Here is a 21780-nt window from a genome sequence, read left to right as displayed (position 1 = left end):
ACGCCGCCAAAGCGGCTCCTCGGGATGAGGTCGGAGTGCGGGGAGGGTTCAACGGTGAGCACCGCCTCCATCTTTATCTTGCACTGCGGCAAAAAAATTGCACACTCGGAATCCGCCGGGCGGTTTCTGAGGTGGCCAGCCATGTCTTCCCAGACGATGCCTTCCGAGATTGAGATCCGGTTCAACCGGAGCGATGAAACGCTGGCGTTGGAGGAGGATGCCCGGCTGCGGACCGACATTCGCCTGCTCGGGCGGATTCTCGGCGATACCGTCCGTGATCAGGAGGGCGCTGACGTCTTCGACCTGGTCGAACGTATCAGGCAAACCTCGATCCGGTTCCACCGCGACGAGGACAAGCTGGCGCGGCGGGAACTTGAGACCATCCTCGACAGCATGTCGATCAGCGATACCGTGCGGATCGTCCGCGCCTTCAGCTATTTTTCGCATCTCGCCAACATCGCCGAGGACCAGAACAACATCCGCCAGATGCGTGGCCGTGGTCCCGGCGGCCCGCAACCGAGCGCGCTGACCCAGACGCTCGCTCACGCAAAGACCGCCGGGATCAGCGCGGCCGAGCTGCGCCGCTTCTTCAAGGGTGCCCAGGTCAGCCCGGTCCTGACGGCGCATCCCACGGAAGTACGCCGCAAGAGCACGATCGACCGCGAGATGGAGATCGCCGCGCTGCTCGACCGGCGCGAACGCGTCCAGCTTACGCCGGAGGAGGCCGAGGCCTGCGACGAGCAGTTGCGCCGCGCCGTGCTGACGCTGTGGCAGACCAACCTGCTGCGCCGGACCAAGCTGACCGTGCTCGACGAAGTCGCCAACGGCCTATCATTCTACGACTACACCTTCCTGCACGAAGTGCCGCGGCTGCATTGCGCGCTGGAGGACCGGCTGAACCGGGAGGAGGGCGGCGCGCCCGGCGAGCTGGCGTCGTTCCTGACCGTGGGAAGCTGGATCGGCGGCGACCGCGACGGCAACCCCTTTGTCACTGCCGACGTCATGCGCGGCACGCTGCGCCTGCAGTCGAGCCGGGTGATGAACTTCTATCTGGAAGAGTTGCATGTCCTCGGCTCCGAATTATCGCTGGCCGCGCACCTCGCCGACGTCTCCGACGAATTGCGCGCGCTCGCAGAGCGCTCACCCGACAAGTCCCCACATCGGAGCGGCGAACCTTATCGGCTGGCGGTATCAGGCATCTATGCAAGGCTGACGGCGACCGCTGCAAAGCTCGAGGTCGAGACCACACGCCGGCCGGTAGGCGAGGCCGCACCTTATGCAAGCGTCAAGGAGTTCAAGGCCGATCTCGACGTGCTCAATCGCTCGCTGATCGCCAACAATTCGGGCGTGATCGCGCGCGGACGACTGCGGCTGCTACGTCGTGCCGTGGATTGTTTCGGCTTCCATCTCGCCCGGCTCGACATCAGGCAGAATTCCGCGGTGCACGAGCGCACGGTCGCGGAACTGTTCGATGCCGCGATCCCCGGCATGTCCTATCTGGCACTGAATGAAGAGGCCCGCATCCATCTGCTGCTGCGCGAGCTGCGCAGCGTCAGGCCGCTGACCTCGGCGTTCGTCAAGTACAGCGAAGAGACGCTGGGCGAACTCGCCGTGTTCCGCGCCGCTGCCGAAGCCCATGCCAGGTTCGGCCCCGACGTGATCCACCAATGCATCATCTCCATGTGCAAGGGGATGTCGGACATGCTGGAAGTGGCGGTGCTGTTGAAGGAGGTCGGCCTCGTCAATCCGTCCGGCCGCAGCGCCATCAACATCGTGCCGCTGTTTGAGACGATCGAGGATCTGCAGGCTTCATCCGGCATCATGGACCGGATGCTGGCGATGCACGATTACCGCAGGCTCGTCGACAGCCGCGGCGGCATCCAGGAAGTGATGCTGGGCTATTCCGACAGCAACAAGGACGGTGGCTTTGTCACCTCGGGCTGGGAACTCTACAAGGCCGAAATCGAACTGGTCGACGTGTTCGAGCGCCACCATGTGCGCTTGCGGCTGTTTCACGGCCGTGGCGGATCGGTCGGGCGGGGCGGCGGGCCGAGCTATGACGCCATCATCGCGCAGCCCGGCGGCGCGGTGAACGGACAGATCCGCATCACCGAGCAGGGCGAAATCATCTCCAGCAAATATTCCAATCCGGAAGTCGGCCGCAGCAATCTGGAAATCCTTGCTGCGGCGACGCTGGAGGCAAGCCTTCTGCAGCCTCGGCAGAGCGCGCCGCGGAAAGAATATCTGACCGCGATGGAGCAATTGTCGGCGCTGGCATTCAAGGCCTATCGCGGGCTGGTCTATGAGACCGAAGGCTTTGCCGATTATTTCTGGGGCTCCACCGTCATCACCGAAATCTCGTCGCTCAACATCGGCAGCCGTCCGGCGTCGCGCAAGAAGACCCGCGAGATCGAGGACCTCCGCGCCATCCCCTGGGTGTTCAGTTGGGCGCAATGCCGGCTGATGCTGCCGGGCTGGTACGGCTTTGGCTCCGCGGTCGAGACCTGGATTGCGGAGCATCCGGAGCAGGGCATGCCATTCCTGCAGGAGCTCTACCGCGAATGGCCGTTCTTCCGCATGCTGTTGTCGAACATGGACATGGTGCTGGCCAAGAGCTCGATCGCGATCGCGTCGCGCTATGCCGAACTGGTGCCTGACGTGGCCTTGCGCGAAAGTATCTTCGGGCGCATACGGCGCGAATGGCATTCCTCGATCGAGGCGCTGCTCGACATCATGGGCCACGAGCGCCTCTTACAGGGTAACCCGCTGCTGGAGCGCTCAATCCGCAACCGCTTCCCCTATCTCGATCCGCTCAACCATGTGCAGGTCGAACTGTTGAAGGAGCATCGCGCGCATAGTCCGGACGAGCAGGTGCTGCGCGGGATTCAGCTTACGATTAACGGGATATCGGCGGGATTGCGGAATAGCGGGTGAGGGTGGGCGACGGCCTCACCCCGTCATTGCGAGCCAACGGGTCGCGCGAACGCGCGCCCGATGACAGGCTCCGCGAAGCAATCCATCTCTCCGAATGCGCGGATGCATGGATTGCTTCGTCGCTTCGCTCCTCGCAATGACGTGCGGAAGAGTCAGTGCTCCTCACGGCTTCATCGCGCCCTGTGCACTGGTGTAGACGGCATAGAGCGATGACGAGCCGCAGATATAAAGTCTATTTCGCTGCTGCCCGCCGAAGCACAGATTGGCGACAGTTTCCGGTATGTGGATCTTGCCGAGCAGATCGCCGTCAGAAGTGTAGCAGCGCACGCCGTCTTCATTCGGATCACCCCAACCCACGGAGCACCAAAGACGCCCGGCGGTGTCGCAGCGCAGTCCGTCGGTAATGCTGGGCTTGGGCATGTCCGCAAAGACCTTGCTGTTCGAAAGCTTTCCGGCCCCGAGATCCACGTCGAACACGCGGATATGCGACGGGTTGTCCGGCCCGTCGGTGAAGCCGGTATCGCAGATATAGAGTTTCTTCTCGTCAGGCGAGAAGCAAAGGCCGTTCGGCTGCACGAAGTCATCGACCACCATCTTGATGTCGCCGGACTTCGGATCCACCCGGTAGACGTTTTTCTTTTCCTGCTCGGGCTCGGCCTTGATGCCCTCGTAATAGCCGCCGATACCGTAGGCTGGGTCGCAGAACCAGATCGAACCGTCGGCCGCGACGACGGCGTCGTTCGGCGAGTTCAGTTTCTTGCCATTGTACTTATCGGCGATGATCGTGATCGAGCCATCGAGTTCGGTCCGGGTGACCCGTCGACCGCTGTGTTCGCAAGTGATCAGGCGCCCTTCGCGGTCGATGGTGTTGCCGTTCGAGTTCATCGACGGCTGGCGGTAGACGCTGAGATGCCCGTCATCTTCCGAGAAGCGCATGATGCGGTTGTTGGGGATATCGGAGAACAGCACGTAGCGCCCGGCTGCGAAGTAAACCGGGCCTTCGGCCCAGCGGAAGCCGGTGGCGACGCGCTCGACGGCCATGGTGCCCGCGAAGGCCGGGAAACCGGTGGGTCCGAACGAAACCTTGGGCTTCTTCATCGACTCCAGGCGAGAATCCGGATAGCGGCTTCCGGGAAGCGGGCCGAGAGGCAGCGGTTCGGTCGGCCGGGTGGGCACGCCCGTTTGCCCCAATGGCGCTACGGTCGCCGCACCGGCCGATTTCATCGTCACGGCCGAGGCGGCAAGCGCCGCCGCGCCTGTCAATATTTTGCGGCGGTCAAAACCGCCGCTGTGTTGTTGGGAATCGGGAAAGGTCAGCGAGGTTGTCATGATTTCCTCCCGTTGTTTTGTTGGGAGGAAAAACATCAACTCGCATTCCGGCATAAAGCGGGCGGGCTGTGTGAAACAGCCCGAGATGGCGCCGCTTGGGTAGCCCGGATGGAGCCAACGGGTCGCGCGAATGCGCGCCCGATGACAGGCTCCGCGCAATCCGGGGACAGTTTCTCTAATTGCGAGACCGTCCCCGGGTTACGCTGCGCTCCACCCGGGCTACGAGGAGTTCGTTAGATCGGATCCCAGGTGAAGATGTCTGCGGAGCGGTCGAGCTTGTAGAACGATCCCGCAAGCGCCGGCATGCCGTGCTCGGCGATGGTTTGCGGCGTCCAGCCTTCGCCGCGATGAACCGAGCGCAGCGGCCGATTCTGGCTGAACAGGAATATCTCGTTCATGCGCACGCCGAAGATCTGCCCCGTCACGTCCTTGGCGGCGTCGCTGAGCAGATAGGCGCAGAGCGGCGCAATCTTCTCCGGACCCATCTGCTGGATTTTCGCCACGCGCGCCTTCTCCGCCTCGGTCTCGGTCGGGATGGTGCCGATCATGCGGGTCCAGGCGAACGGCGAGACGCAATTCGAGCGCACGTTGAAGCGGCCCATGTCGAGCGCGATCGACTTCGACAGGCCGACGATGCCGAGCTTGGCGGCGGCGTAGTTGGCCTGGCCGAAATTGCCGATCAGGCCCGAGGTCGAGGTGAAGTGCACGAAGGAGCCGCTCTCCTGTTCGCGGTACAGCCTGGCTGCGGCGTGGCTGACATAGAACGAGCCCATCAGGTGCACCTTGATGACGGCCTCGAACGCTTCGACGCTCATCTTGTGGAAGATCATGTCGCGCAAAATGCCGGCATTGTTGACGACGCCGTCGAGCCGGCCGAAATGATCAGTCGCCGTCTTGACGATCTTGCTCGCAGGGATCGCTTCGGCCACCGACTCGAAGTTCGCGACTGCGGTGCCGCCGCGCTTCTTGATTTCCTCGACCACCTCCTCGGCGGGCGCGGCATTCGATCCGGCGCCGTCGGCGGCGACGCCGGGATCGTTGACAACGACCTTTGCGCCTTCCGCGGCGCAGAGCAGCGCGATCTCGCGCCCGATGCCGCGGCCTGCGCCGGTGACGATGATGACTTTGTCTTGCAGTGATTTTGTCATGATCTTTCCTGTGTTGTTTGTGCGGCCGAAGCAGAACTCAACTCGTCATGCGCGGGGTTGACCCGTGTATCCATCCTTCTCAGAAGAAGATGGATTGCCGGGTCAAGCCCGGCAATGACGGATTGAGGGCTCCGCTCGGGCTCGCCATTTCCTAGCGTTCGTTCGTAAAGATGATCGTGCCACTGGCAGCGAACATGCCGCCGACGCCGTGGCAGACCGAGATCTTCGCGTCCTTGACTTGCGCGGGCGCGATGCCGCGCATTTGCCGCACGCTCTCCTGCAGCGCGTACATGCCGTACATGCCCGAATGCATGTAGCTCAATCCGCCGCCATTGGTGTTGAGCGGCAGCTTGCCGCCGGGGCGGGTGTTGCCGTCGGCGATAAACTTGCCGGTCTCTTCGTGCGGCATGAAGCCGAGATCGCCGAGGCCGTAGAGCGGCAGATGCGCGAAGGCGTCGTAGATCATCAGGTGATCGACATCCTTGTGAGTGATGCCGGCCTCCTTGAAGGCGGTCGGACCAGCAACCTTGAAGGCGCGCGAAGAGTTGAACGTCTCCATCTGGCTGACCATCGGCGTTTCCACGCTCTCGCCGGTGCCGAGAATATAGACCGGCTTCCTGGGAAAGTCCCTGGCGCGGTCGGCCGAGGTCAGGATCAGGGCGCCGCCGCCGTCGGTGACGAGGCAGCATTGCAGCAGGCGGAAAGGGTAAGCGATCATCCGCGAATTGAGAACGTCGGCGACCGTGATCGGGTCCTTCATCGTCGCGCGCGGATTCTTCGCGGCCCATTCGCGCTGCACGACGGCGACCATGGCAGTTTGCTCATGCGTGATGCCGTAGGTCTTCATGTAGCGCAGCACGGGAATCGGGAACATGCTGGGCGGGCCGTAGACGCCGAACGGTGCCTCGAACTGGCCCTGCAGGCTGTCGGCGGGAATCGAGCGCGGCAGCTTGCCGATCATCGACTTGCCGCTTTCGGCGTGCGTGATCAGCACGGTCTTGCAGAGACCGGCCTCGATGGCGGCCGCGGCATGCCGGACGTGCAGCATGAACGAACAGCCGCCGACGGAAGTGCCGTCCACCCAGGTCGGCGTGATGCCGAGATAGTGCGCGATCTGCTGCGGGGTTTCGACGGCGGTCGCGATACCATCGATGTCGGACAGCTTTAGCCCGGCATCGGCGATGGCGTTGAGTGCCGCGTCCGCATGCAACTGGATCTGCGACATATTCGGGATAACGCCGAGTTCGGTGGTCTCGGCGGCTCCGACGACGGCGACCTGGTTTCTGCGCATGATGCTTAGCCCTTCGCCGGACGGAACATGGGAAGGGTGATCTTGTCGTCGAGCTTTTCGAAGGCGACCTCGAGCTTCATGTCGAGCTCCAGCGCCTCCGGCGTCTGCGGGCAGTCGATAATGTTGCTCATCATGCGCGGCCCCTCGTCGAGTTCGACCACCGCGATTGCGTAAGGCGGGGTGAAGCCGGGCGCGGCCGGACGGTGATTGATGACATAACTATAGAGCTTGCCTTTGCCGCTGGCCTTGAAGACGGAAACCTTGCGCGAGGCGCAGGAGGGGCAGAACGGGCGCGGCGGGAAATAGACATTGGCGCAGGCATCGCAGCGCTGCAGGCGTAATTCGCCGGCCTGCGTTCCATCCCAGAAATGCTTGGTTTCAGGCGTGGGCTTTGGTCTTGCGCGCGCGGGCTCCGCCATATCGGCTGCTCTCCTTAAGTACGGGCGTCCACCCGCTTGTTGCGGTCTTGATGCGACATTGACTGTGGGCCGTCAACGGTCCAGCGACGGCGGGGATTGCATGGCCGCATTCCTGCGCACGAGAGCGCTTGTATGCCAGCCAGTCATCGGAGATAGTCCGCGCCACGGCAAATTGCCGGCACACTTCTCAACGGGATGCTCCTGATCAGGAAGCGATCCAGAGCAAAGTACAAGAGAGCCATGCCTGACCATCCTACGCTTGCGAGCCTCGCCGCCGACCTCGAAGCCGGACGCACCACCGCGCGCAAGCTGGTCGAGGAGTGTCTCGCAAGGATTGGCGATCCCGCCGGTGAGGGGGCGCGGACCTTCATCCACGTCGATAAGGACGCGGCGCTCGGCGCCGCGGACGCGATGGATCATCTGCGCAAAGCGCGCGCCGCGCCGTCCCCCTATGCCGGCATCCCCGTGTCGATCAAGGACCTGTTCGACATCAAGGGGCAGGTGACCCGCGCAGGCTCCCGCGCGCTGGAGGATTCGGCTCCGGCCGAAGCCGATGCGCCCGTGGTGGCGCGGCTGCGCCGGGCCGGCTTCATCGTGATCGGCCGAACCAACATGACCGAATTCGCCTATTCCGGTATCGGCATCAATCCGCATTACGGCACGCCGAAGAGCGTGTTTAATCGCAGCGCGGGTCATGTGCCCGGCGGCTCGTCCTCGGGGGGTGCGGTATCGATCGCCGATCGGATGGCTTACGGCGCGCTCGGCACCGACACCGGCGGCTCCTGCCGGATTCCGGCGGCCTTCAACGGCATCGTCGGCTACAAGCCGACGCAGCGCCGCGTGCCGCTCGATGGCGGCGTGCCGCTATCGTCCTCGCTCGACAGCTTTGGGCCGCTGGCGCGCACGGTCGGCTGCTGCGCGGTGCTTGACGCCGTGCTCGCAGATGAAGCGGTGAAGCCGTTGCAGCCGCGCCCGGTCAAGGGCATGCGGCTCGCGGTGCCGACCACGGTTGCGCTCGACGATCTCGACGATGTCGTCGCGAAAACCTTTGAGCGCGCGCTTGCGACGCTCTCGCGCGAGGGGGCAATAATCGAGCGGATTGCGGTGCCGGAATTCGACGATGTCGCCGTCATGAACAGCAAGGGCGGATTCGCCGCGGCGGAAAGTTATGCCTGGCACCGCTATCTCATCGCGAGCAAGGGTGATGTCTACGACCCTCGTGTTCGCGTCCGGATCCTGCGCGGCGAAAGCATCAGCGCAGCGGATTATATCGATATTGTCGGCGCGCGCCGCGCGTTCATTGCACGGACCGAACAGCGCATCGCGCCCTATGACGCGCTGGTGTTGCCGACCACGGCGAATGCGCCGCCCGTCATCGCCGACCTCGTTGCCGACGACAAGCTATTCGCAACACAGAATCTGCGCGCGCTGCGCAATTGCACGCTGATCAACATGCTCGACGGCTGTGCGATCTCACTGCCCGCGCATCGCGAAGGCGAGGTGCCGGTCGGGCTGATGCTTGCAGCCGCCGGCGGATCGGACCGCCGCATCTTCGAACTCGCCGCCGGAATGGAGGATGTCATCCGTGTTTGATCTGACCTTCAACGTCGACGACAAGGGCATGTTGACGCCGCTGACGCTGGCGATCGACCAAGCCGTGATCGCCGGCTGGACCGGGCGCGATCCGGTCGCGCGCGACAAGCATATCGCTGAACTCGAAGCGATCGGCATCGCGCGTCCCGCGACGACGCCGATCTATTACCGCTGCTCGGCGCGGCGGATTACCCAGGACGATCGTATCGAGGTAACGGGCGGCGATTCCAGCGGCGAGGCCGAGTTCGTGCTGATCGGCTGGCAGGGCCGTATCTTTGTCGGCTGCGGCTCCGATCATACCGACCGCAAGGTGGAGAGCTACAGCGTCACCGTCTCAAAACAGATGTGCGACAAGCCGGTGGCATCGGTCCTGTGGGAATTGGAGGAGGTCATCGGTCACTGGGACCGGCTGATCCTGCGCTCCTGGGCCACGATCGGGGGCTCTCGCGTGCTTTACCAGGAGGGCAGGCTGGATGCCATGCTGCCGGTCAACGACCTGATCGAGCGCGGCTTTGGCGGCAAAGGCCTGCCCGACGGCTGCGCCCTGTTCGGCGGCACGTTTGCGGCCAAAGGCGGCATCCGCCCGGCTGATCGCTTCGAGTTCGAGCTGGAGGATCCCGTGCTGAAGCGGAAGATCAGCCATGGTTATGATGTAATCCCGCTGCCGGTGCTGGGCTGACGCGGCGCCGCCGTCGTTGCGAGGAGCGAAGCGACGAAGCAGTCCATCTGTCCCCGAGCTGAGGCGTGGATTGCTTCGCTCCGCTCGCAATGACGGGGATGGAACTCGTCAGAAATCGGGTGGTTTTGTCGAGGCCTGATTGCGACATTGACGCCATGACAGCAATCGCAAGAAATATCGACCGCCGGTCCGACATCGCCGCCCGCGTCGCTGCCATCGATTGGGCCCAGGCGACTGCCGACCTCGACGCGCAAGGCTGCGCCGTCCTGAAGGGATTGCTGTCCCCTGATGAATGCGCCGCGCTGGCCGCGCTTTATCCCGACGACAAGAATTTCCGCAGCCGTATCGTGATGGGGAGCCACGGGTTCGGCCGCGGCGAATACAAGTATTTCGCCTATCCGCTGCCGGAGCTGATCGCGCAGTTGCGGCCCGCGCTCTATGCGCGGCTCTGCGGCGTTGCCAATCGCTGGAACGAGACGATGGGGATCGATGTCCGGTATCCCAGTCGCCACGAGGCCTTTCTGAAGCGCTGCCATGACGCCGGGCAGACGCGGCCGACGCCGCTGCTGCTGCAATATGGCGAAGGCGACTACAATTGCCTGCATCAGGACCTCTATGGCGAGCACGTGTTCCCGCTGCAGGTCGCGATCCTGCTGTCGGAACCGGGGCGCGATTTCGAAGGCGGAGAGTTCGTGCTGACGGAGCAGCGGCCGCGGATGCAATCGCGGCCCGAGGTGGTGCCGTTGAGGCAGGGCGATGCGGTGGCGTTTGCTGTGCATCATCGGCCGGTGCAGGGGACGCGAGGTCTCTACCGCGTTAATCTGCGCCACGGCGTCAGCCGGGTCCGCTCCGGTCATCGCCACACCGTCGGTGTGATTTTTCACGATGCCAAGTGAGTGCGGATTGAATTGACTGCGGATTTGTTCGAGGCCGTGCCGGATCTGCGCCCATCGCGCGAAGCGATGGCGGAGGGCGCGGTATTGCTGCGCGGATACGCGAAGCCCTTCGAAAGCGAAGTGGTCGCGGCGTTGCGCGAGATCATCGCGCGAGCGCCATTCCGCCGCATGTTTACGCCTGGTGGCCACCAGATGTCGGTCGCCATGACCAATTGCGGCAGCGCGGGCTGGGTCACCGATCGCAGTGGCTACCGCTATGACGGCATTGATCCCGATTCTGGCCTGCCGTGGCCTGCGATGCCACGCGCCTTTCGCGGCCTCGCCGCAACGGCGGCTGCCGCGGGTGGCTTCGAAAACTTTGCGCCGGACGCGTGCCTGGTCAACCACTACGCCCCCGGCGCACGGATGTCGCTGCATCAGGACCGGGACGAGCAGGATTTCGCCGCGCCGATCGTGTCGGTGTCGCTGGGCCTGCCGGCGATCTTCCTGTTCGGCGGTGCAAAGCGCGCCGACAAACCGAAGCGCTACCGGCTCGAGCATGGCGACGTCGTGGTCTGGGGCGGGCCGTCACGGCTATTCTTTCACGGCGTGGCACCGCTCGCCGACGGCGAGCATGTCGTGATGGGACGGCAGCGCATCAATCTCACTTTCCGCAAGGCGAACTAACGCGTGTCCCGGACGCGGTGCAGCGCTTGCGCTGCTCCGCAGAGCCGGGACCCATGGTGCCGCAGTAATGGGCCCCGGCTTAGCAACGCACCGCTTCGCGCTGCGCTGCATCCGGGGCACGAGATGGCTCTTGCTGCTTTTCACCGAAGCAGCCCCTGGTCTATGCTCCTTTCGCCGGGGGCCGACATGAGCACGACAGAAGCAACGTCCAGCACTAGCGCGAACCGCACCGGCGTCTATCTCGCCGTGCTACAACTGGTCTTCACGCTGGGCTGGACCACCTACGTCATCTACCTGCCGAAGCTGTGCGCCGACGTCGGGATCGCGCCATCCGCCGTCATCCTGATCCTGATGCTGGACCAGGCGATCTTCACCGTCACCGACACTGCGATGGGAATAGCCGCCGACAGAATCGCGCCGTTCGTCGGCAAGCTTGGCGTGTTCGTTGGCACCTTGACCGCGATCTCCTGCGCGGCATTCATCGCGCTGCCGTTCGTGGCGGGTACGGGGCCGGGCGCGCAGGTCTGGTTCATCGCCCTGATCCTGATCTGGGTCGTGACGTCATCGGCCCTGCGCGCGCCGCCGCTGACGCTACTCGGCAAATACGCGGCGCGGCCGGCGATTCCGTTTTTGTCGGCGCTGACGATGCTCGGCTACGGCCTGGCGGGCGCTGTCTCGCCCTATCTCGGCGTGGTGCTGCGTAACCACGACCCGCGGCTGCCCTTCGTGATCTCGGGCGTGGTATTGCTGCTCACCACCCTGGCGCTCTCGAAGGTCGAGCGCGATCTGGCGCAGGCGCCACCGGTCGCGAAACAGCCTGCGGCGCCTGCAAAATCGCTCGGCCTTCTGCCGATGTTCTTCATCGCTTCGATGGTCATCCTCTCGCTCGGCTACCAATTGCATTTTTCCATCAACAGCACGCCGTTCTTCCTGCGCTTTGCCAAGCCGGACGAATTGCCATGGCTGATGCCGGTGTTCTGGATCGGCTTCAACATTGCGATGTTTCCGGCAAGCGTCGTGGTCAAGCACCGCGGCGGGCTGATCGTGATGGGCGCGGCCGGCCTGCTCGGTGCGCTCGCCGTGTTGGGCGCGGAGATGGCCGGCAATCTCAACATGCTGATCGCGGCGCAGTTCGTCGCTGGTGCAGCGTGGGGCTGCATGCTGATGGCCGCGGTTTCGGCGGCGCTGGCGATTGGCGAGACCGGCGCCGAGGGCAAGGTGGTGGGGCTGGTGTTCTCCGCGCTGGCGCTTGCGACCTTTGCGCGAATGGCGGCGGTCGCCGGCGGCCTGCAGAAGCTGCCGGAATATGCGCCGCTGTTGCACTGGGCGCCGGTGGCGTGCTGGTCGGTCGCGGGAGCGGGGCTATTGGTGATTGCAGCGTCGCGGATGCAGCGGAGTGCCGCGAAGAGGAGAGTATGAGTCTCTCTCGGTCATTCCGGGATGGTGCAAAGCACCAGATCCGGAATCTCGAGATTCCGGGTTCGGTCCTGCGGACCGCCCCGGAATGACGGCGACTACGGCTTGGCCGGGTGAATGAACGTCCACGGGCTCACTTCCGAGTCCGTCGGCACCTCGACCGAGATCACATATGGCCCGCCATCGGCCAGCGCCTTCTCCAGCGCGGGCCGGAACTGATCCGGCGAAGTCACCCGCGCAGCTCCCGCCCCGAAAGATTCCGCAAGCTTCACGAAATCCGGATTGACCAGGTCAGACGCCACGACGCGTCCGTCAAAATGCTGGCGCTGGTCGCGACGGACATTGCCATAGGCGTTGTTGTTGAACACCAGCGTCACGACGCCGATCTTGAATTGCACCGCGGTGGACAGTTCCTGCACGCCGAACATGAAGCCGCCATCGCCGGTGATCGCGACCACCGGCCGCTGCGGATTGGCAACCTTGGCGCCGAGCGCAGTGGGGAAACCCGAGCCGAGCGTGCCTTGATACCCCGAGGTGATGAAGGTGCGTGGCTCGTAGACCGGAAAGCCGTACCAGGAGGCGAAGCCCACCTGCGATAGCTCGTCGGTGACGATCGCATTATCAGGCAGTACCTCGCGCAGGACGTTCAGATAGGCCATCTGCGGCTGCACCTTCTGGATCTCCTGCTGCGCCGCCGCGGTGGCTTCGCGGATTTCGGCGCGCCGGCCGCTGGTCCTGCTATAGCCAGTCTTCTTCACAGCAGCTACGAGATCGGCCGTGCCAGCTTTCGCATCCGCGACCACAGCGGCATCGGATGTGAGCCGGCGCACCTCGGCCGGATCGATATCGATGCGAACGGATTTCAGTCCCTTCGGCTGGTACGGCCAGCGGAATCCCGAGGCCGGCAACTCCATGCGCGTGCCGATCCCGATCATCAGGTCGGTGTTCGGCCAGAGCTTGTAGGCCGCTGCCATGGTCAGCCCGAGCTCGTGCGCGTTGGAGACAATGCCGCGCCCGCTGCGGAACGCCACGACAGGCGCATCGATCATTTCGGCGAGTTCGAGAATTTCCTCGCGCGCATGGATCGCGCCACTGCCGACGAAGATCATCGGGCGCTTGCTGTCCTTGATCAGCGCCGCTGCCGCTTTGATCCGGTCGGGATCCGGCTGCGGCGGCGGGAAGGGGTCGAACACGGCTGACGCGCCGACTTGCGCGCGCTGCGTAAAGGTGTCCCACGGCATTTCCAGGGACACCGGACCGCGGCGACCCGACATCATCTCCTGAAACGCGCGCGACACGACTGAAGGCGCCGCATCGGGATATTCGATCCGCTCGGCCCATTTCACAAAAGTGCGCAGCGTCGCGAGCTGGTCCGGCATCTCGTGCAGATGGCCGCGGCCCTTGCCGAGAAACGCCGTCGGCACCTGTCCGGTCAGGCAGAGCACCGGCTCGTTGCAGCCGAATGCGGTGAGCAGCGCCGCGCTCGCGTTGAGTACGCCCGGGCCGGGCACCACGCTGAACACGCCGGGTTTCCCCGACGAGCGCGCATAGCCGAAAGCCATGTAGCCGCAGGCCTGCTCGTGCCGCGCGCCGATCACTTTCAACTGCGCCTGACGGAAGGCGTCGAACAAGCCATAAATCTGCGCACCGGGCAGCCCGAACACGGTGTCGACGCCATGCGCGACGAGGCCGTTGACGATCGCTTCGCCGCCGGAAGTTGATTTCATGGTCTGTCCATTCGTTCACGGGATTTGTCAGGCTTCGTCGATGACGCCGTTTTTGAGCACACCGACGCCCTCGGCTTCAATCTCGATGACATCGCCGGGCTTCAGATAACGCGGCGGGTCGAACCGCGCGCCGGCGCCGGTCGGCGTGCCCGTCACGATGACGTCACCCGGCACCAGCGTGGTGAAGGTCGAGAGATACTTGATGAGGTATCGGAAGCCGAAGATCAACCGGCCGGTGCGGTCGTCCTGCCGCGTCTCGCCATTGACTTTCGCGGTGAGACGAATGTCCGCAATCTGGTTTTCATCGGTGTAGGGCACGAGCCAGGGGCCGAGGCTGCCGGTGGAATCGAAATTCTTGCCCTGGGTGACGTTGAATTTGGCGTGCCGCACCCAGTCGCGGATGGTGCCTTCGTTGCAGAGCGTGATGGCTGCGATGTGGTCCAGTGCGTCGCTCTCCTTGATGTGCCGTCCGGCCTTGCCGATCACAAGCACCAGCTCGCCCTCGTAGTCGAGTTGCGCCGAGGCGCGCGGGCGGACCAGCGGCGCGTTGTGGCCGACAAAGGAGCGCGGTGTGCGCATGAACATGCTCGGATATTTCGGCGCGTCCTGGCCGTCCTTGTATTCGGCGTTACGGTCGGGGTAGTTGACGCCGATGCAGATAATTTTTTCCGGCGCGGGGATCGGCGGCTGCCAATTGATCGCATCGAGCGCATGGTCCGGCGAGCGGCGCGCCGCGTCCTCGGCGAGTTTCATCAATGCGCCAGCTGCGATGACCTCGCGCAGCGTCGGATATTCCTTTGCGAAGCGCGCCGAGAGATCGACGATGCCGGCATCGGTCACGGCGCCATATTTCTGCGCGCCGTTGACGGTGAAGGTAGCGAGACGGGGAGAGGCCATCCGATCAATCCGCAATCGTGACGTCGGCGACAAAGAGCGGATCGCGCACCTCTTGCCCCGTGAAGGGCGAGCCTTCCTCGAACCAGGAGCGCGGCGCCGGTGCGCCCCACAGCGTTTGCCGGCGCGGGTCCTTCAGCGACCAACGCAGCGGCTCGTGGTCGTGATCGCCGGTGAAGTAATCGCTGGTGTAGAGTTCGAGCCGGTGGCCGTCCGGATCCCGGACATAGAGGAAGAATGCATTCGAAATGCCGTGGCGGCCCGGGCCGCGCTCGATGTTCTTCAGATATCCGCTTGAAGCCATCACGTCGCAGAGATGCAGCACGTTCATCGCTGTCGGCACCCAATAGGCAAAATGGTGCAGGCGAGGACCGCGGCCGTTGGTGATGGCGAGGTCATGGACGTTGCCCTTGCGGTGCATCCAGGCCGCCGCGATCCGCCCGTTCGGGCCATCTTCCTCGCCATATTCGGTCAGCCGGAAGCCGAGCCGCGCATAGAAATCGACGGTGCCCTGAACCTCGGGCGCGAAGACGTTGAAATGATCGAGCCGCTGCGGATGGCAACCCTTGTAGAGATCGTAGCGCCGCAGCAGATGCGGGCGCTTGTCCATCGACGCATAGAGCTCGAGTTGGAAGCCGGCGGCATCGGTGAATTGCAGGGTGCGGCCCTGGAACGGTTGATCGGCGAAGGCGTAGGGGATGCCGTTCTCGGAAAAGAAAGTCGCTGCCTTGTCGAGATCGCCGTCATTGCCGACCTTGAAGCCGAGCCGATTGCAGGCCGCGGCTGGGGCCTTCCGCAGTACCAGCGAGTGATGCTGATGCTCTTCGCTGCCGCGCAGGTACACCGTCTTGTCGTCGCTATCCTCGACGTGGAGGCCGACGGTGGTTTCGTAGAAGGCGCGGCTCTTGCCGAGATCGACTACATCGAGCACGGCGTGGCTGCAGCGGATGATGTTGAACGGCGGGGTGAATGTGTGTGTCGGAACGGGCATAGGCGTTTCCCTGATTTGGTTCGTCATTCCGGGGCGGTCCGCAGGACCGAACCTCAGGTGCGCAATTGCGCACCGGGGAATCTCGAGGTTCCGGGTTCGCTTCGCGCCCCGGAACGACGGTGCGCTCTAGATTCCCAGTCTCTGAATCTTGTGCGTCCCGCGCGCGAGCGAGACGTGCTTGGTTTCCATGTAGAAGTCGAACGAGTAGTCGCCGCCGTCGCGGCCGATGCCTGAAGCTTTCATGCCGCCGAACGGGGTCGGTAGATGGCGGACGTTTTCGGAATTGAGCCAGATCATGCCGGCTTCGAGCGCATCAGCAACACGCAGCGCGCGGCCCATGTCGCCAGTCCAGACGTAGCCGGTCAGGCCGTATTGCACGCCGTTGGCGATCTCGATGGCGTCTTTCTCATCCCTGAACGGGATCACGGTCAGGAACGGGCCGAACACTTCCTCCTGCGCCACCCGCATCTTTGAGTGCGCGCTGGTGACGAGGGTCGGTTGCACGTAATGCCCGCCGCCGGGACCGTCATGCGGCTTGCCGCCGATCGCGATGGTGGCGCCGTCCTTCCGGGCGACCTCGAAATAGCTGCAGACTTTGGCGAGATGCCGTTCGTGGATCAGCGGCCCGATTTCGGTGGCAGGGTCGAGCGGATGCCCGACCTTCAGTGCCTTCACCCGCGCGGTGAGCTTTTCGATGAACTTATCGGCGATACCTTGCTGAACCAGCAGCCGGCTCGACGAGGTGCAGCGCTCGCCGTTGAGCGAATAGATCATGAAGACGACCGCATCCAGCGCCCGGTCGAGATCGGCATCGTCGAACACGATCACCGGGTTCTTGCCGCCGAGCTCGAAATGCACGCGCTTCAGCGTAGGGGCGCCCTGCGCCATGATCGCGGAACCGGTCGAACTCTCGCCGACAAAGCCGATCGCCTTGATCGCGGGATGCTCGGTCAGCGCTTTGCCGGCCTCCTCACCCATGCCATGGACGGTGTTGAACACGCCGTCCGGCAGGCCCGCCTGTTTCGCGAGCTTTGCCAACAGGTCCGCCGTGACCGGCGACCATTCGGCCGGCTTGTGTACGACCGTACAGCCCGCAGCCAGCGCTGGCGCGATCTTCCAGGTCGACAGCATGAAAGGCGTGTTCCACGGCGTGATCACGCCGACCGGGCCGATCGGCACCCGGGTCGAGATGTTCCAGTGCTCCTCGGAGGGCATGTTGAGGCCGTCCCGGGCTTCGCCGCATCTGTCGGCAAAGAAGCGGAAGTTTTCCGCCGCCCTGATCGCGGCCTTGGCCATGAAGCGGTGGGCCTGGCCGGTATCGATGCATTCCAGCACCGCGATATCGTCGGCGTGGTCCTCGATCGCGTTGGCGACGCGATGCAGCAATTTCTTTCGCGCGGCTGCCGGCATCTCGCGCCAGGATTTGAAGGCTGTTGCGGCGGCGGTTGCGGCGCGGTCAATGTCTTCGGCGTTGCCGCGGGCGACCGTTGCCAGCACCGCGCCATCGACCGGGGACTTCGTCTCAAATGTCTGGCCGGAGACCGACGGCACAGTCTTGCCGTCGATCATGTGCCCGATGCCTTCGCTCTTCAGCTTGGCGAGCAGGGGAGCCACACGGTCGCGGTTGGCCTGAAACGTGTCCTTAGGTGTCACCTTATCCATTGATCGTCTCCACCTTCAGAGCTTCGTGGATGTTGTTGCGTTTCCAGCTTGTTTCCTTGTCGTTGATCTGCATGTCGAACGACAGCGCGAACTTTTGGTTCGCAAATACCGGATCAAGATAGGCCGACAGGGCCTTGAAAATATGCTCGCCGGCCTTCTGGCGGGTGGGGAGATCGCGGCCTTCGCCAAGCCGCAACACCATGTCGAGAAAGGCGTAGTTCTGGCGGCCGTCGGCGATCGCGTAGTGCTCGCATTTGATTGCGCGCACGCGAATACCTCCGAGCGGGAATATACCGGTCTCGACCGCCGCCTTGCGGACGAGTTCAACGACCGCGGCCATATCGACGCGTCCATCGAGATTGGCTGAATATTCAATCGTGAAGTGCGGCATGTTCCGATGACTCCCGCTCTCTTAAAGCATCAAGCGAAGTAGCAACTCACCGAGCCGTAAGGTCCATAGTCCGCCTGGATCGTGTCACCCTTGCGGGTCTCGATCGGGCGGATGAACGAGCCCGCCAGCACCACTTGTCCGGCCTCCAGGGCAAGCCCGTTCGGCGCGATCTTGTTGGCAAGCCAGGCCACCGACGTCGCGGGATGATTGAGGACGCCGGCCGCAAGCCCGGTCTCTTCAAGCTGACCGTTACGGAAACAGAGCGCGCCGATCCAGCGCAGGTCGGTGTCCATCGGCCGGATCGGGCGACCGCCGAGCACGATGCCGGCATTCGCGGCATTGTCTGCGATGGTGTCGAAAATCTTCCGGGTCGCCTTGGTCTGTGGATCGATCCGCTCGACCCGCGTATCCAGAATTTCCAGCGCCGGCACGACGAAGTCGGTGGCGTTGAGCACGTCGAACATCGTGCTATCAGGTCCGGACAGCCGCGACTTCATCACGAAGGCGAGTTCGGCCTCGACGCGGGTGCCGATGAAACGATCTGAGGGCACAAGCCCGCCGTCGGCAAAGAACATGTCATCGAGCAGGATGCCGGAGTCAGGCTCGTCAATATTGAGCGCGCTTTGCATTGCTTTCGAGGTCAGGCCGATCTTGTGGCCCTTCACGGTGCGTCCCTGCGCGACCTTCATCTCGACCCACGCTTTTTGAATAGCGTAGGCATCCTCGATCGTTATGCCGGGATGTTCAAGCGAAAGCTGCCGGATCTGTTTGCGGGTCTTTTCGGCGGCATCGAGCCGCTCGGCGGCGCTTCGGATATTGTCTCTTGAAAGGGCCATGGGGTCCGGCTCGATCAGCAAAAAGCGGGTGTTGAAATTTGTTTAACATGTTAAGTTATCCGGCGCAAACTGATTTGATGCTTGTTGCGACGCAAAACTTTATCCTTCGCCGAGTCGAGGATTTGCGATGGCGGGTCACTGAAAATGTCAGGCAAGAAATCGCCGAACGGATCGCGTTCGGACCAGGAGGGAACGACGGAGGCCCGCCGCACGCCGATGCGCGAATTCTCGCGTTCGCTGCCGATGTCGCTCTTACGCGCGCGCGAGGCGGTGATGCGCCAGTTCCGCCCATCCTTGCGCAATCACGGGCTGACCGAGCAGCAATGGCGGATCCTGCGCGCGTTGACGGCGGTCGACACCATTGAGGTGACGGAGCTGGCGCGCGTCGCTTTTTTGCTGGGGCCGAGCCTGTCGCGCATCCTGCGCGATCTCGAAGCGCGCGATCTGATCGAGCGCCGCACGGCCAAGGCCGATTTGCGCCGCGGCGAGGTGTCGATCTCGTCCAAGGGCTTGAAGCTGATCGAGGCGGTCGCGCCGACCTCGGAAGCAATTTACGCCGAGATCACGCACCGTTTCGGCGCGCGCAAGCTCGCCGAGTTGCAGGAGATGCTGGGCGAACTCGAGCGCAGCCTTGCCGCGATGGAAGTTGCGGGTGAGGGCGAGGCCGAAGCTGACGAGTAAGCGCAAATTTGCATGATGCTACTGGCCCGATGCATAGCGGCCCGGCAAATGATTGCAATCATTTGTCAAGTGCGACCGAGGCGGTAGACACGCGTCCGATTTTTCGTTCAAAGTGCCGGCCAAGCTGGTCATCAAAACCGGTGCGGGAGTCGCGAGGCTAGCTGCTCAAGCGCAGGCTTTCCTTGCAAGGACAGGGCTGAAATCCGGACATGGTCATAATAAAAGTCAACAATCTGATCGATTTCGTCGCTGAGGTTTTTTCGCATTCGGAATCCTCGCCCGAGGAAGCAAGGCGCATCGCCACTTATCTCACGACAGCCAATCTCACCGGCCATGACAGCCACGGCGTGATTCGGGTTCCGGTCTATATCCGCTGGAAGAAGACAGGCAACGTCGTTCCCAACCAGACCCCCGAGATCGTCGTCGATACCCCGTCGCTCGCCGTGGTCGACGGCAAGTTCGGCTATGGCCAGACCGTGACGCCATTCGCGGTGCGGACCGGCATCGAGAAGTGCAAGAAGGCGGGACTGTCGGCCATCGCGCTGCGCAACGCCGGCCATATCGGCCGCGTCGGCGACTGGGCCGAGATGGCTGCCGCTGAAGGGCTGGTATCGGTGCACTTCGTCAACGCGGCCGGCTCGCTGCTGGTGGCGCCTTACGGCGGCGTTCAGAAGCGGCTCTCGACCGCGCCTTACTGCGTCGGCATTCCGCGGCAGGGTCAGGACCCGATCGTGCTCGACTTTGCCACCTCGATCGTCGCCGAGGGCAAGGTGCTGGTCGCAAGCCGCGGCGGCAAGAAATTGCCGACCGGCGCGCTCGTCGATCAAGACGGAACGCTGAGCGAAGATCCGGCTGTGCTCTATGGTCCCTACACCCCCGACGGGCCACGCGACCATACCAAAGGCACGGGCGCGATCCGCGCGTTCGGCGAGCACAAGGGTTCGGGGCTGGCGTTCATCTGCGAACTGCTCGGTGGTGCGCTGACTGGCACCGGCGCCACCTCGGGTGGCCGGCAGTTCGCCAACGGCATGCTCGCCTTCTATATCGATCCCAAGGTGATCGACACGACCGATTATTTCGACGCCGAAATCTCGCGCTATACCGACTTCATCCGCGCGACCAAGCCGATCGCCGGCGTCGAATCCGTGCTGGTCCCCGGTGACCCCGAACGCAAGATGCGCGCCGAGCGTACCAAGAACGGCGTACCGCTGCCTGATGACACTTGGGCTGCGATCGTCAACACCGCCCGCGAGGTCGGCGTCAGCGAAGCCGCCATTCAGCGGGCCACCAGCTAATCCAGTCCACGAAGTCAAACAATCGTAACGATCACAAAGGAAAAGCGATCAATGGCAACCAACAACGTCAAGAAAGTATGGGCCTCCGGCAAGGCCGTGGTGAACGCGTGGCTCGCGATCCCCTCAGGCTTCTCCGCCGAGGTGATCGCACAATGCGGCTTCGACAGCGTCACCGTCGACATGCAGCACGGCGTGCAGGATTACCTCTCGATGGTTCAGTGCTTTCAGGCGATGAACGGCCATCCGGTGACGCCGATGGTTCGCGTGCCCTGGAACGAGCCCGGCATCATCGGCAAGGTGCTCGACGGCGGCGCCTATGGCGTGATCTGCCCGATGATCAACACCTCGCAGGAGGCGAAGAACCTCGTCCAGTACGCGAAGTATCCGCCGAAGGGCACGCGCTCGAACGGCCCGATCCGCTCCGGCATGTACGGCTCGGCCGGCGGCTACCAGCAGACGGCGAACGACGAGATCGTGCTGTTGCCGATGATGGAGACCAGGACGGCGGTCGAGAACATGGAATCGATCCTCGATGTCGAGGGCATCGACGGCGTCTATATCGGCCCGTCCGACCTTGGCTTCTCCTACGGTCTGGTGCCGAAGCTCGACCGCGACGAGCCGGAAATCCTCAAGATCTATGAGAAGATCGTCAAGGAATGCGGCAAGCGCGGCCTCAATCCGGGCATCCACTGCTCCGGCGCCGAGGGCGCGGTGCGCGCCATCAACATGGGCTTCAAGCTCGTGACCCTGTCGAACGAGAGCGGGCTGATGATGACCTACGCCAAGATGCAGGTGAACCAGACGAGGAAGGATTCTGGCGGTAAGGCGTAAAGCCCTCGTGTCCCGGACGCGGTGCAGCGTGTAACGCTGCTCCGCAGAGCCGGGACCCATCTTGCGGCGGCGGAGCGTAGGCCCCGGATCAGCAGCGCACC

Annotated in this window: 19 protein-coding genes; 9 read left to right on the top strand and 10 right to left on the bottom strand. The window is 63.6% G+C overall.

Annotated features, from left to right (window positions below; all coding sequences use genetic code 11):
* Positions 1-141 precede the first annotated feature (141 nt).
* Complete coding sequence (ppc, locus tag IVA95_RS25610) at positions 142-2934, top strand: phosphoenolpyruvate carboxylase (RefSeq protein WP_247513027.1); 2793 nt, start codon at positions 142-144, stop codon at positions 2932-2934.
* A gap of 162 nt (positions 2935-3096) precedes the next feature.
* Here the strand turns inward: ppc and IVA95_RS25605 are convergent, their stop codons facing one another.
* From IVA95_RS25605 to IVA95_RS25590, 4 genes are all read right to left on the bottom strand, one after another.
* A complete protein-coding gene (locus IVA95_RS25605) occupies positions 3097-4263 on the bottom strand; it encodes an SMP-30/gluconolactonase/LRE family protein (protein ID WP_247513026.1) in 1167 nt (388 codons plus the stop codon).
* A gap of 233 nt (positions 4264-4496) precedes the next feature.
* A complete protein-coding gene (locus tag IVA95_RS25600; RefSeq protein WP_057848008.1) occupies positions 4497-5411 on the bottom strand; it encodes an SDR family oxidoreductase in 915 nt (304 codons plus the stop codon).
* A gap of 151 nt (positions 5412-5562) precedes the next feature.
* On the bottom strand, positions 5563-6702 hold the full coding sequence (locus IVA95_RS25595; RefSeq protein WP_247513025.1) for a thiolase: 1140 nt from the start codon (positions 6700-6702) through the stop codon (positions 5563-5565).
* 5 nt (positions 6703-6707) lie between these two features.
* Complete coding sequence (locus IVA95_RS25590; protein ID WP_247513024.1) at positions 6708-7121, bottom strand: Zn-ribbon domain-containing OB-fold protein; 414 nt, start codon at positions 7119-7121, stop codon at positions 6708-6710.
* A gap of 240 nt (positions 7122-7361) precedes the next feature.
* On the opposite strand from IVA95_RS25590, the gene IVA95_RS25585 reads away from it, so the two are divergent.
* The 5 genes from IVA95_RS25585 to IVA95_RS25565 all read left to right on the top strand — a co-directional run bounded on the left by IVA95_RS25585 (position 7362) and on the right by IVA95_RS25565 (position 12374).
* Entirely contained in the window at positions 7362-8714 is a 1353-nt protein-coding gene (locus IVA95_RS25585; protein ID WP_247513023.1) for an amidase, read from the top strand.
* The gene (locus IVA95_RS25580) at positions 8707-9393 is read left to right on the top strand and encodes a DUF2848 domain-containing protein (RefSeq protein ID WP_247513043.1); all 687 of its coding nucleotides are present in this window, start codon (positions 8707-8709) and stop codon (positions 9391-9393) included. Before IVA95_RS25585 ends, IVA95_RS25580 begins: the two co-directional genes overlap by 8 nt.
* Before the next feature lie 155 nt (positions 9394-9548).
* The gene (locus IVA95_RS25575) at positions 9549-10289 is read left to right on the top strand and encodes a 2OG-Fe(II) oxygenase (RefSeq protein ID WP_247513022.1); all 741 of its coding nucleotides are present in this window, start codon (positions 9549-9551) and stop codon (positions 10287-10289) included.
* 12 nt (positions 10290-10301) lie between these two features.
* Complete coding sequence (alkB, locus tag IVA95_RS25570; protein ID WP_247513042.1) at positions 10302-10955, top strand: DNA oxidative demethylase AlkB; 654 nt, start codon at positions 10302-10304, stop codon at positions 10953-10955.
* A 186-nt stretch (positions 10956-11141) separates the two neighbouring features.
* Positions 11142-12374 (top strand): MFS transporter, encoded by a 1233-nt coding sequence (locus IVA95_RS25565; protein ID WP_247513021.1) that lies wholly within the window; start codon positions 11142-11144, stop codon positions 12372-12374.
* A gap of 95 nt (positions 12375-12469) precedes the next feature.
* Here the strand turns inward: IVA95_RS25565 and IVA95_RS25560 are convergent, their stop codons facing one another.
* From IVA95_RS25560 to hpaH, 6 genes are all read right to left on the bottom strand, one after another.
* Positions 12470-14098, bottom strand: coding sequence for a thiamine pyrophosphate-dependent enzyme (locus IVA95_RS25560; RefSeq protein ID WP_247513020.1), 1629 nt, complete (start codon positions 14096-14098; stop codon positions 12470-12472).
* Positions 14099-14125: 27 nt separating this feature from the next.
* Complete coding sequence (locus IVA95_RS25555) at positions 14126-14995, bottom strand: fumarylacetoacetate hydrolase family protein (protein ID WP_247513019.1); 870 nt, start codon at positions 14993-14995, stop codon at positions 14126-14128.
* Between the two features lie 4 nt (positions 14996-14999).
* Positions 15000-15983, bottom strand: coding sequence for a 3,4-dihydroxyphenylacetate 2,3-dioxygenase (hpaD, locus tag IVA95_RS25550; RefSeq protein ID WP_247513018.1), 984 nt, complete (start codon positions 15981-15983; stop codon positions 15000-15002).
* Between the two features lie 126 nt (positions 15984-16109).
* The gene (gene hpaE, locus IVA95_RS25545; RefSeq protein WP_247513017.1) at positions 16110-17645 is read right to left on the bottom strand and encodes a 5-carboxymethyl-2-hydroxymuconate semialdehyde dehydrogenase; all 1536 of its coding nucleotides are present in this window, start codon (positions 17643-17645) and stop codon (positions 16110-16112) included.
* Positions 17638-18036 carry a 5-carboxymethyl-2-hydroxymuconate Delta-isomerase gene (locus IVA95_RS25540; RefSeq protein WP_247513016.1) on the bottom strand — a complete coding sequence of 133 codons (399 nt, stop codon included), beginning with the start codon at positions 18034-18036 and terminating at the stop codon, positions 17638-17640. The genes hpaE and IVA95_RS25540 overlap by 8 nt, the downstream gene beginning before the upstream one ends.
* A 29-nt stretch (positions 18037-18065) precedes the next feature.
* The gene (gene hpaH / locus IVA95_RS25535; protein WP_247513015.1) at positions 18066-18872 is read right to left on the bottom strand and encodes a 2-oxo-hept-4-ene-1,7-dioate hydratase; all 807 of its coding nucleotides are present in this window, start codon (positions 18870-18872) and stop codon (positions 18066-18068) included.
* A 144-nt stretch (positions 18873-19016) separates the two neighbouring features.
* Here hpaH and hpaR point away from each other — a divergent pair, with 144 nt between their 5' ends.
* The 3 genes from hpaR to IVA95_RS25520 all read left to right on the top strand — a co-directional run bounded on the left by hpaR (position 19017) and on the right by IVA95_RS25520 (position 21679).
* The gene (hpaR, locus tag IVA95_RS25530) at positions 19017-19553 is read left to right on the top strand and encodes a homoprotocatechuate degradation operon regulator HpaR (protein WP_247513014.1); all 537 of its coding nucleotides are present in this window, start codon (positions 19017-19019) and stop codon (positions 19551-19553) included.
* Positions 19554-19762: 209 nt separating this feature from the next.
* Positions 19763-20848: a malate/lactate/ureidoglycolate dehydrogenase gene (locus IVA95_RS25525; protein WP_247513013.1), complete on the top strand. Its 1086-nt coding sequence runs from the start codon at positions 19763-19765 to the stop codon at positions 20846-20848.
* 51 nt (positions 20849-20899) lie between these two features.
* Positions 20900-21679, top strand: coding sequence for an aldolase/citrate lyase family protein (locus IVA95_RS25520; protein ID WP_247513012.1), 780 nt, complete (start codon positions 20900-20902; stop codon positions 21677-21679).
* Positions 21680-21780: the final 101 nt, after the last annotated feature.

The sequence above is a fragment of the Bradyrhizobium sp. 157 genome (assembly GCF_023073815.1).
Lineage (GTDB): Bacteria > Pseudomonadota > Alphaproteobacteria > Rhizobiales > Xanthobacteraceae > Bradyrhizobium.
Note: the sequence above shows the minus strand (reverse complement) of the source record. Positions and strands in the feature narration are given on the sequence as shown.

What these genes read in the sequence shown, in the direction of transcription:
- ppc (WP_247513027.1), top strand. Translation starts at nt 142, where the DNA reads ATGTCTTCCCAGACGATGCCTTCCGAGATTGAGATCCGGTTCAACCGG.
- IVA95_RS25605 (WP_247513026.1), bottom strand. Translation starts at nt 4,263, where the DNA reads ATGACAACCTCGCTGACCTTTCCCGATTCCCAACAACACAGCGGCGGT.
- IVA95_RS25600 (WP_057848008.1), bottom strand. Translation starts at nt 5,411, where the DNA reads ATGACAAAATCACTGCAAGACAAAGTCATCATCGTCACCGGCGCAGGC.
- IVA95_RS25595 (WP_247513025.1), bottom strand. Translation starts at nt 6,702, where the DNA reads ATGCGCAGAAACCAGGTCGCCGTCGTCGGAGCCGCCGAGACCACCGAA.
- IVA95_RS25590 (WP_247513024.1), bottom strand. Translation starts at nt 7,121, where the DNA reads ATGGCGGAGCCCGCGCGCGCAAGACCAAAGCCCACGCCTGAAACCAAG.
- IVA95_RS25585 (WP_247513023.1), top strand. Translation starts at nt 7,362, where the DNA reads ATGCCTGACCATCCTACGCTTGCGAGCCTCGCCGCCGACCTCGAAGCC.
- IVA95_RS25575 (WP_247513022.1), top strand. Translation starts at nt 9,549, where the DNA reads ATGACAGCAATCGCAAGAAATATCGACCGCCGGTCCGACATCGCCGCC.
- IVA95_RS25565 (WP_247513021.1), top strand. Translation starts at nt 11,142, where the DNA reads ATGAGCACGACAGAAGCAACGTCCAGCACTAGCGCGAACCGCACCGGC.
- IVA95_RS25560 (WP_247513020.1), bottom strand. Translation starts at nt 14,098, where the DNA reads ATGAAATCAACTTCCGGCGGCGAAGCGATCGTCAACGGCCTCGTCGCG.
- IVA95_RS25555 (WP_247513019.1), bottom strand. Translation starts at nt 14,995, where the DNA reads ATGGCCTCTCCCCGTCTCGCTACCTTCACCGTCAACGGCGCGCAGAAA.
- hpaD (WP_247513018.1), bottom strand. Translation starts at nt 15,983, where the DNA reads ATGCCCGTTCCGACACACACATTCACCCCGCCGTTCAACATCATCCGC.
- hpaE (WP_247513017.1), bottom strand. Translation starts at nt 17,645, where the DNA reads ATGGATAAGGTGACACCTAAGGACACGTTTCAGGCCAACCGCGACCGT.
- IVA95_RS25540 (WP_247513016.1), bottom strand. Translation starts at nt 18,036, where the DNA reads ATGCCGCACTTCACGATTGAATATTCAGCCAATCTCGATGGACGCGTC.
- hpaH (WP_247513015.1), bottom strand. Translation starts at nt 18,872, where the DNA reads ATGGCCCTTTCAAGAGACAATATCCGAAGCGCCGCCGAGCGGCTCGAT.
- hpaR (WP_247513014.1), top strand. Translation starts at nt 19,017, where the DNA reads ATGTCAGGCAAGAAATCGCCGAACGGATCGCGTTCGGACCAGGAGGGA.
- IVA95_RS25525 (WP_247513013.1), top strand. Translation starts at nt 19,763, where the DNA reads ATGGTCATAATAAAAGTCAACAATCTGATCGATTTCGTCGCTGAGGTT.
- IVA95_RS25520 (WP_247513012.1), top strand. Translation starts at nt 20,900, where the DNA reads ATGGCAACCAACAACGTCAAGAAAGTATGGGCCTCCGGCAAGGCCGTG.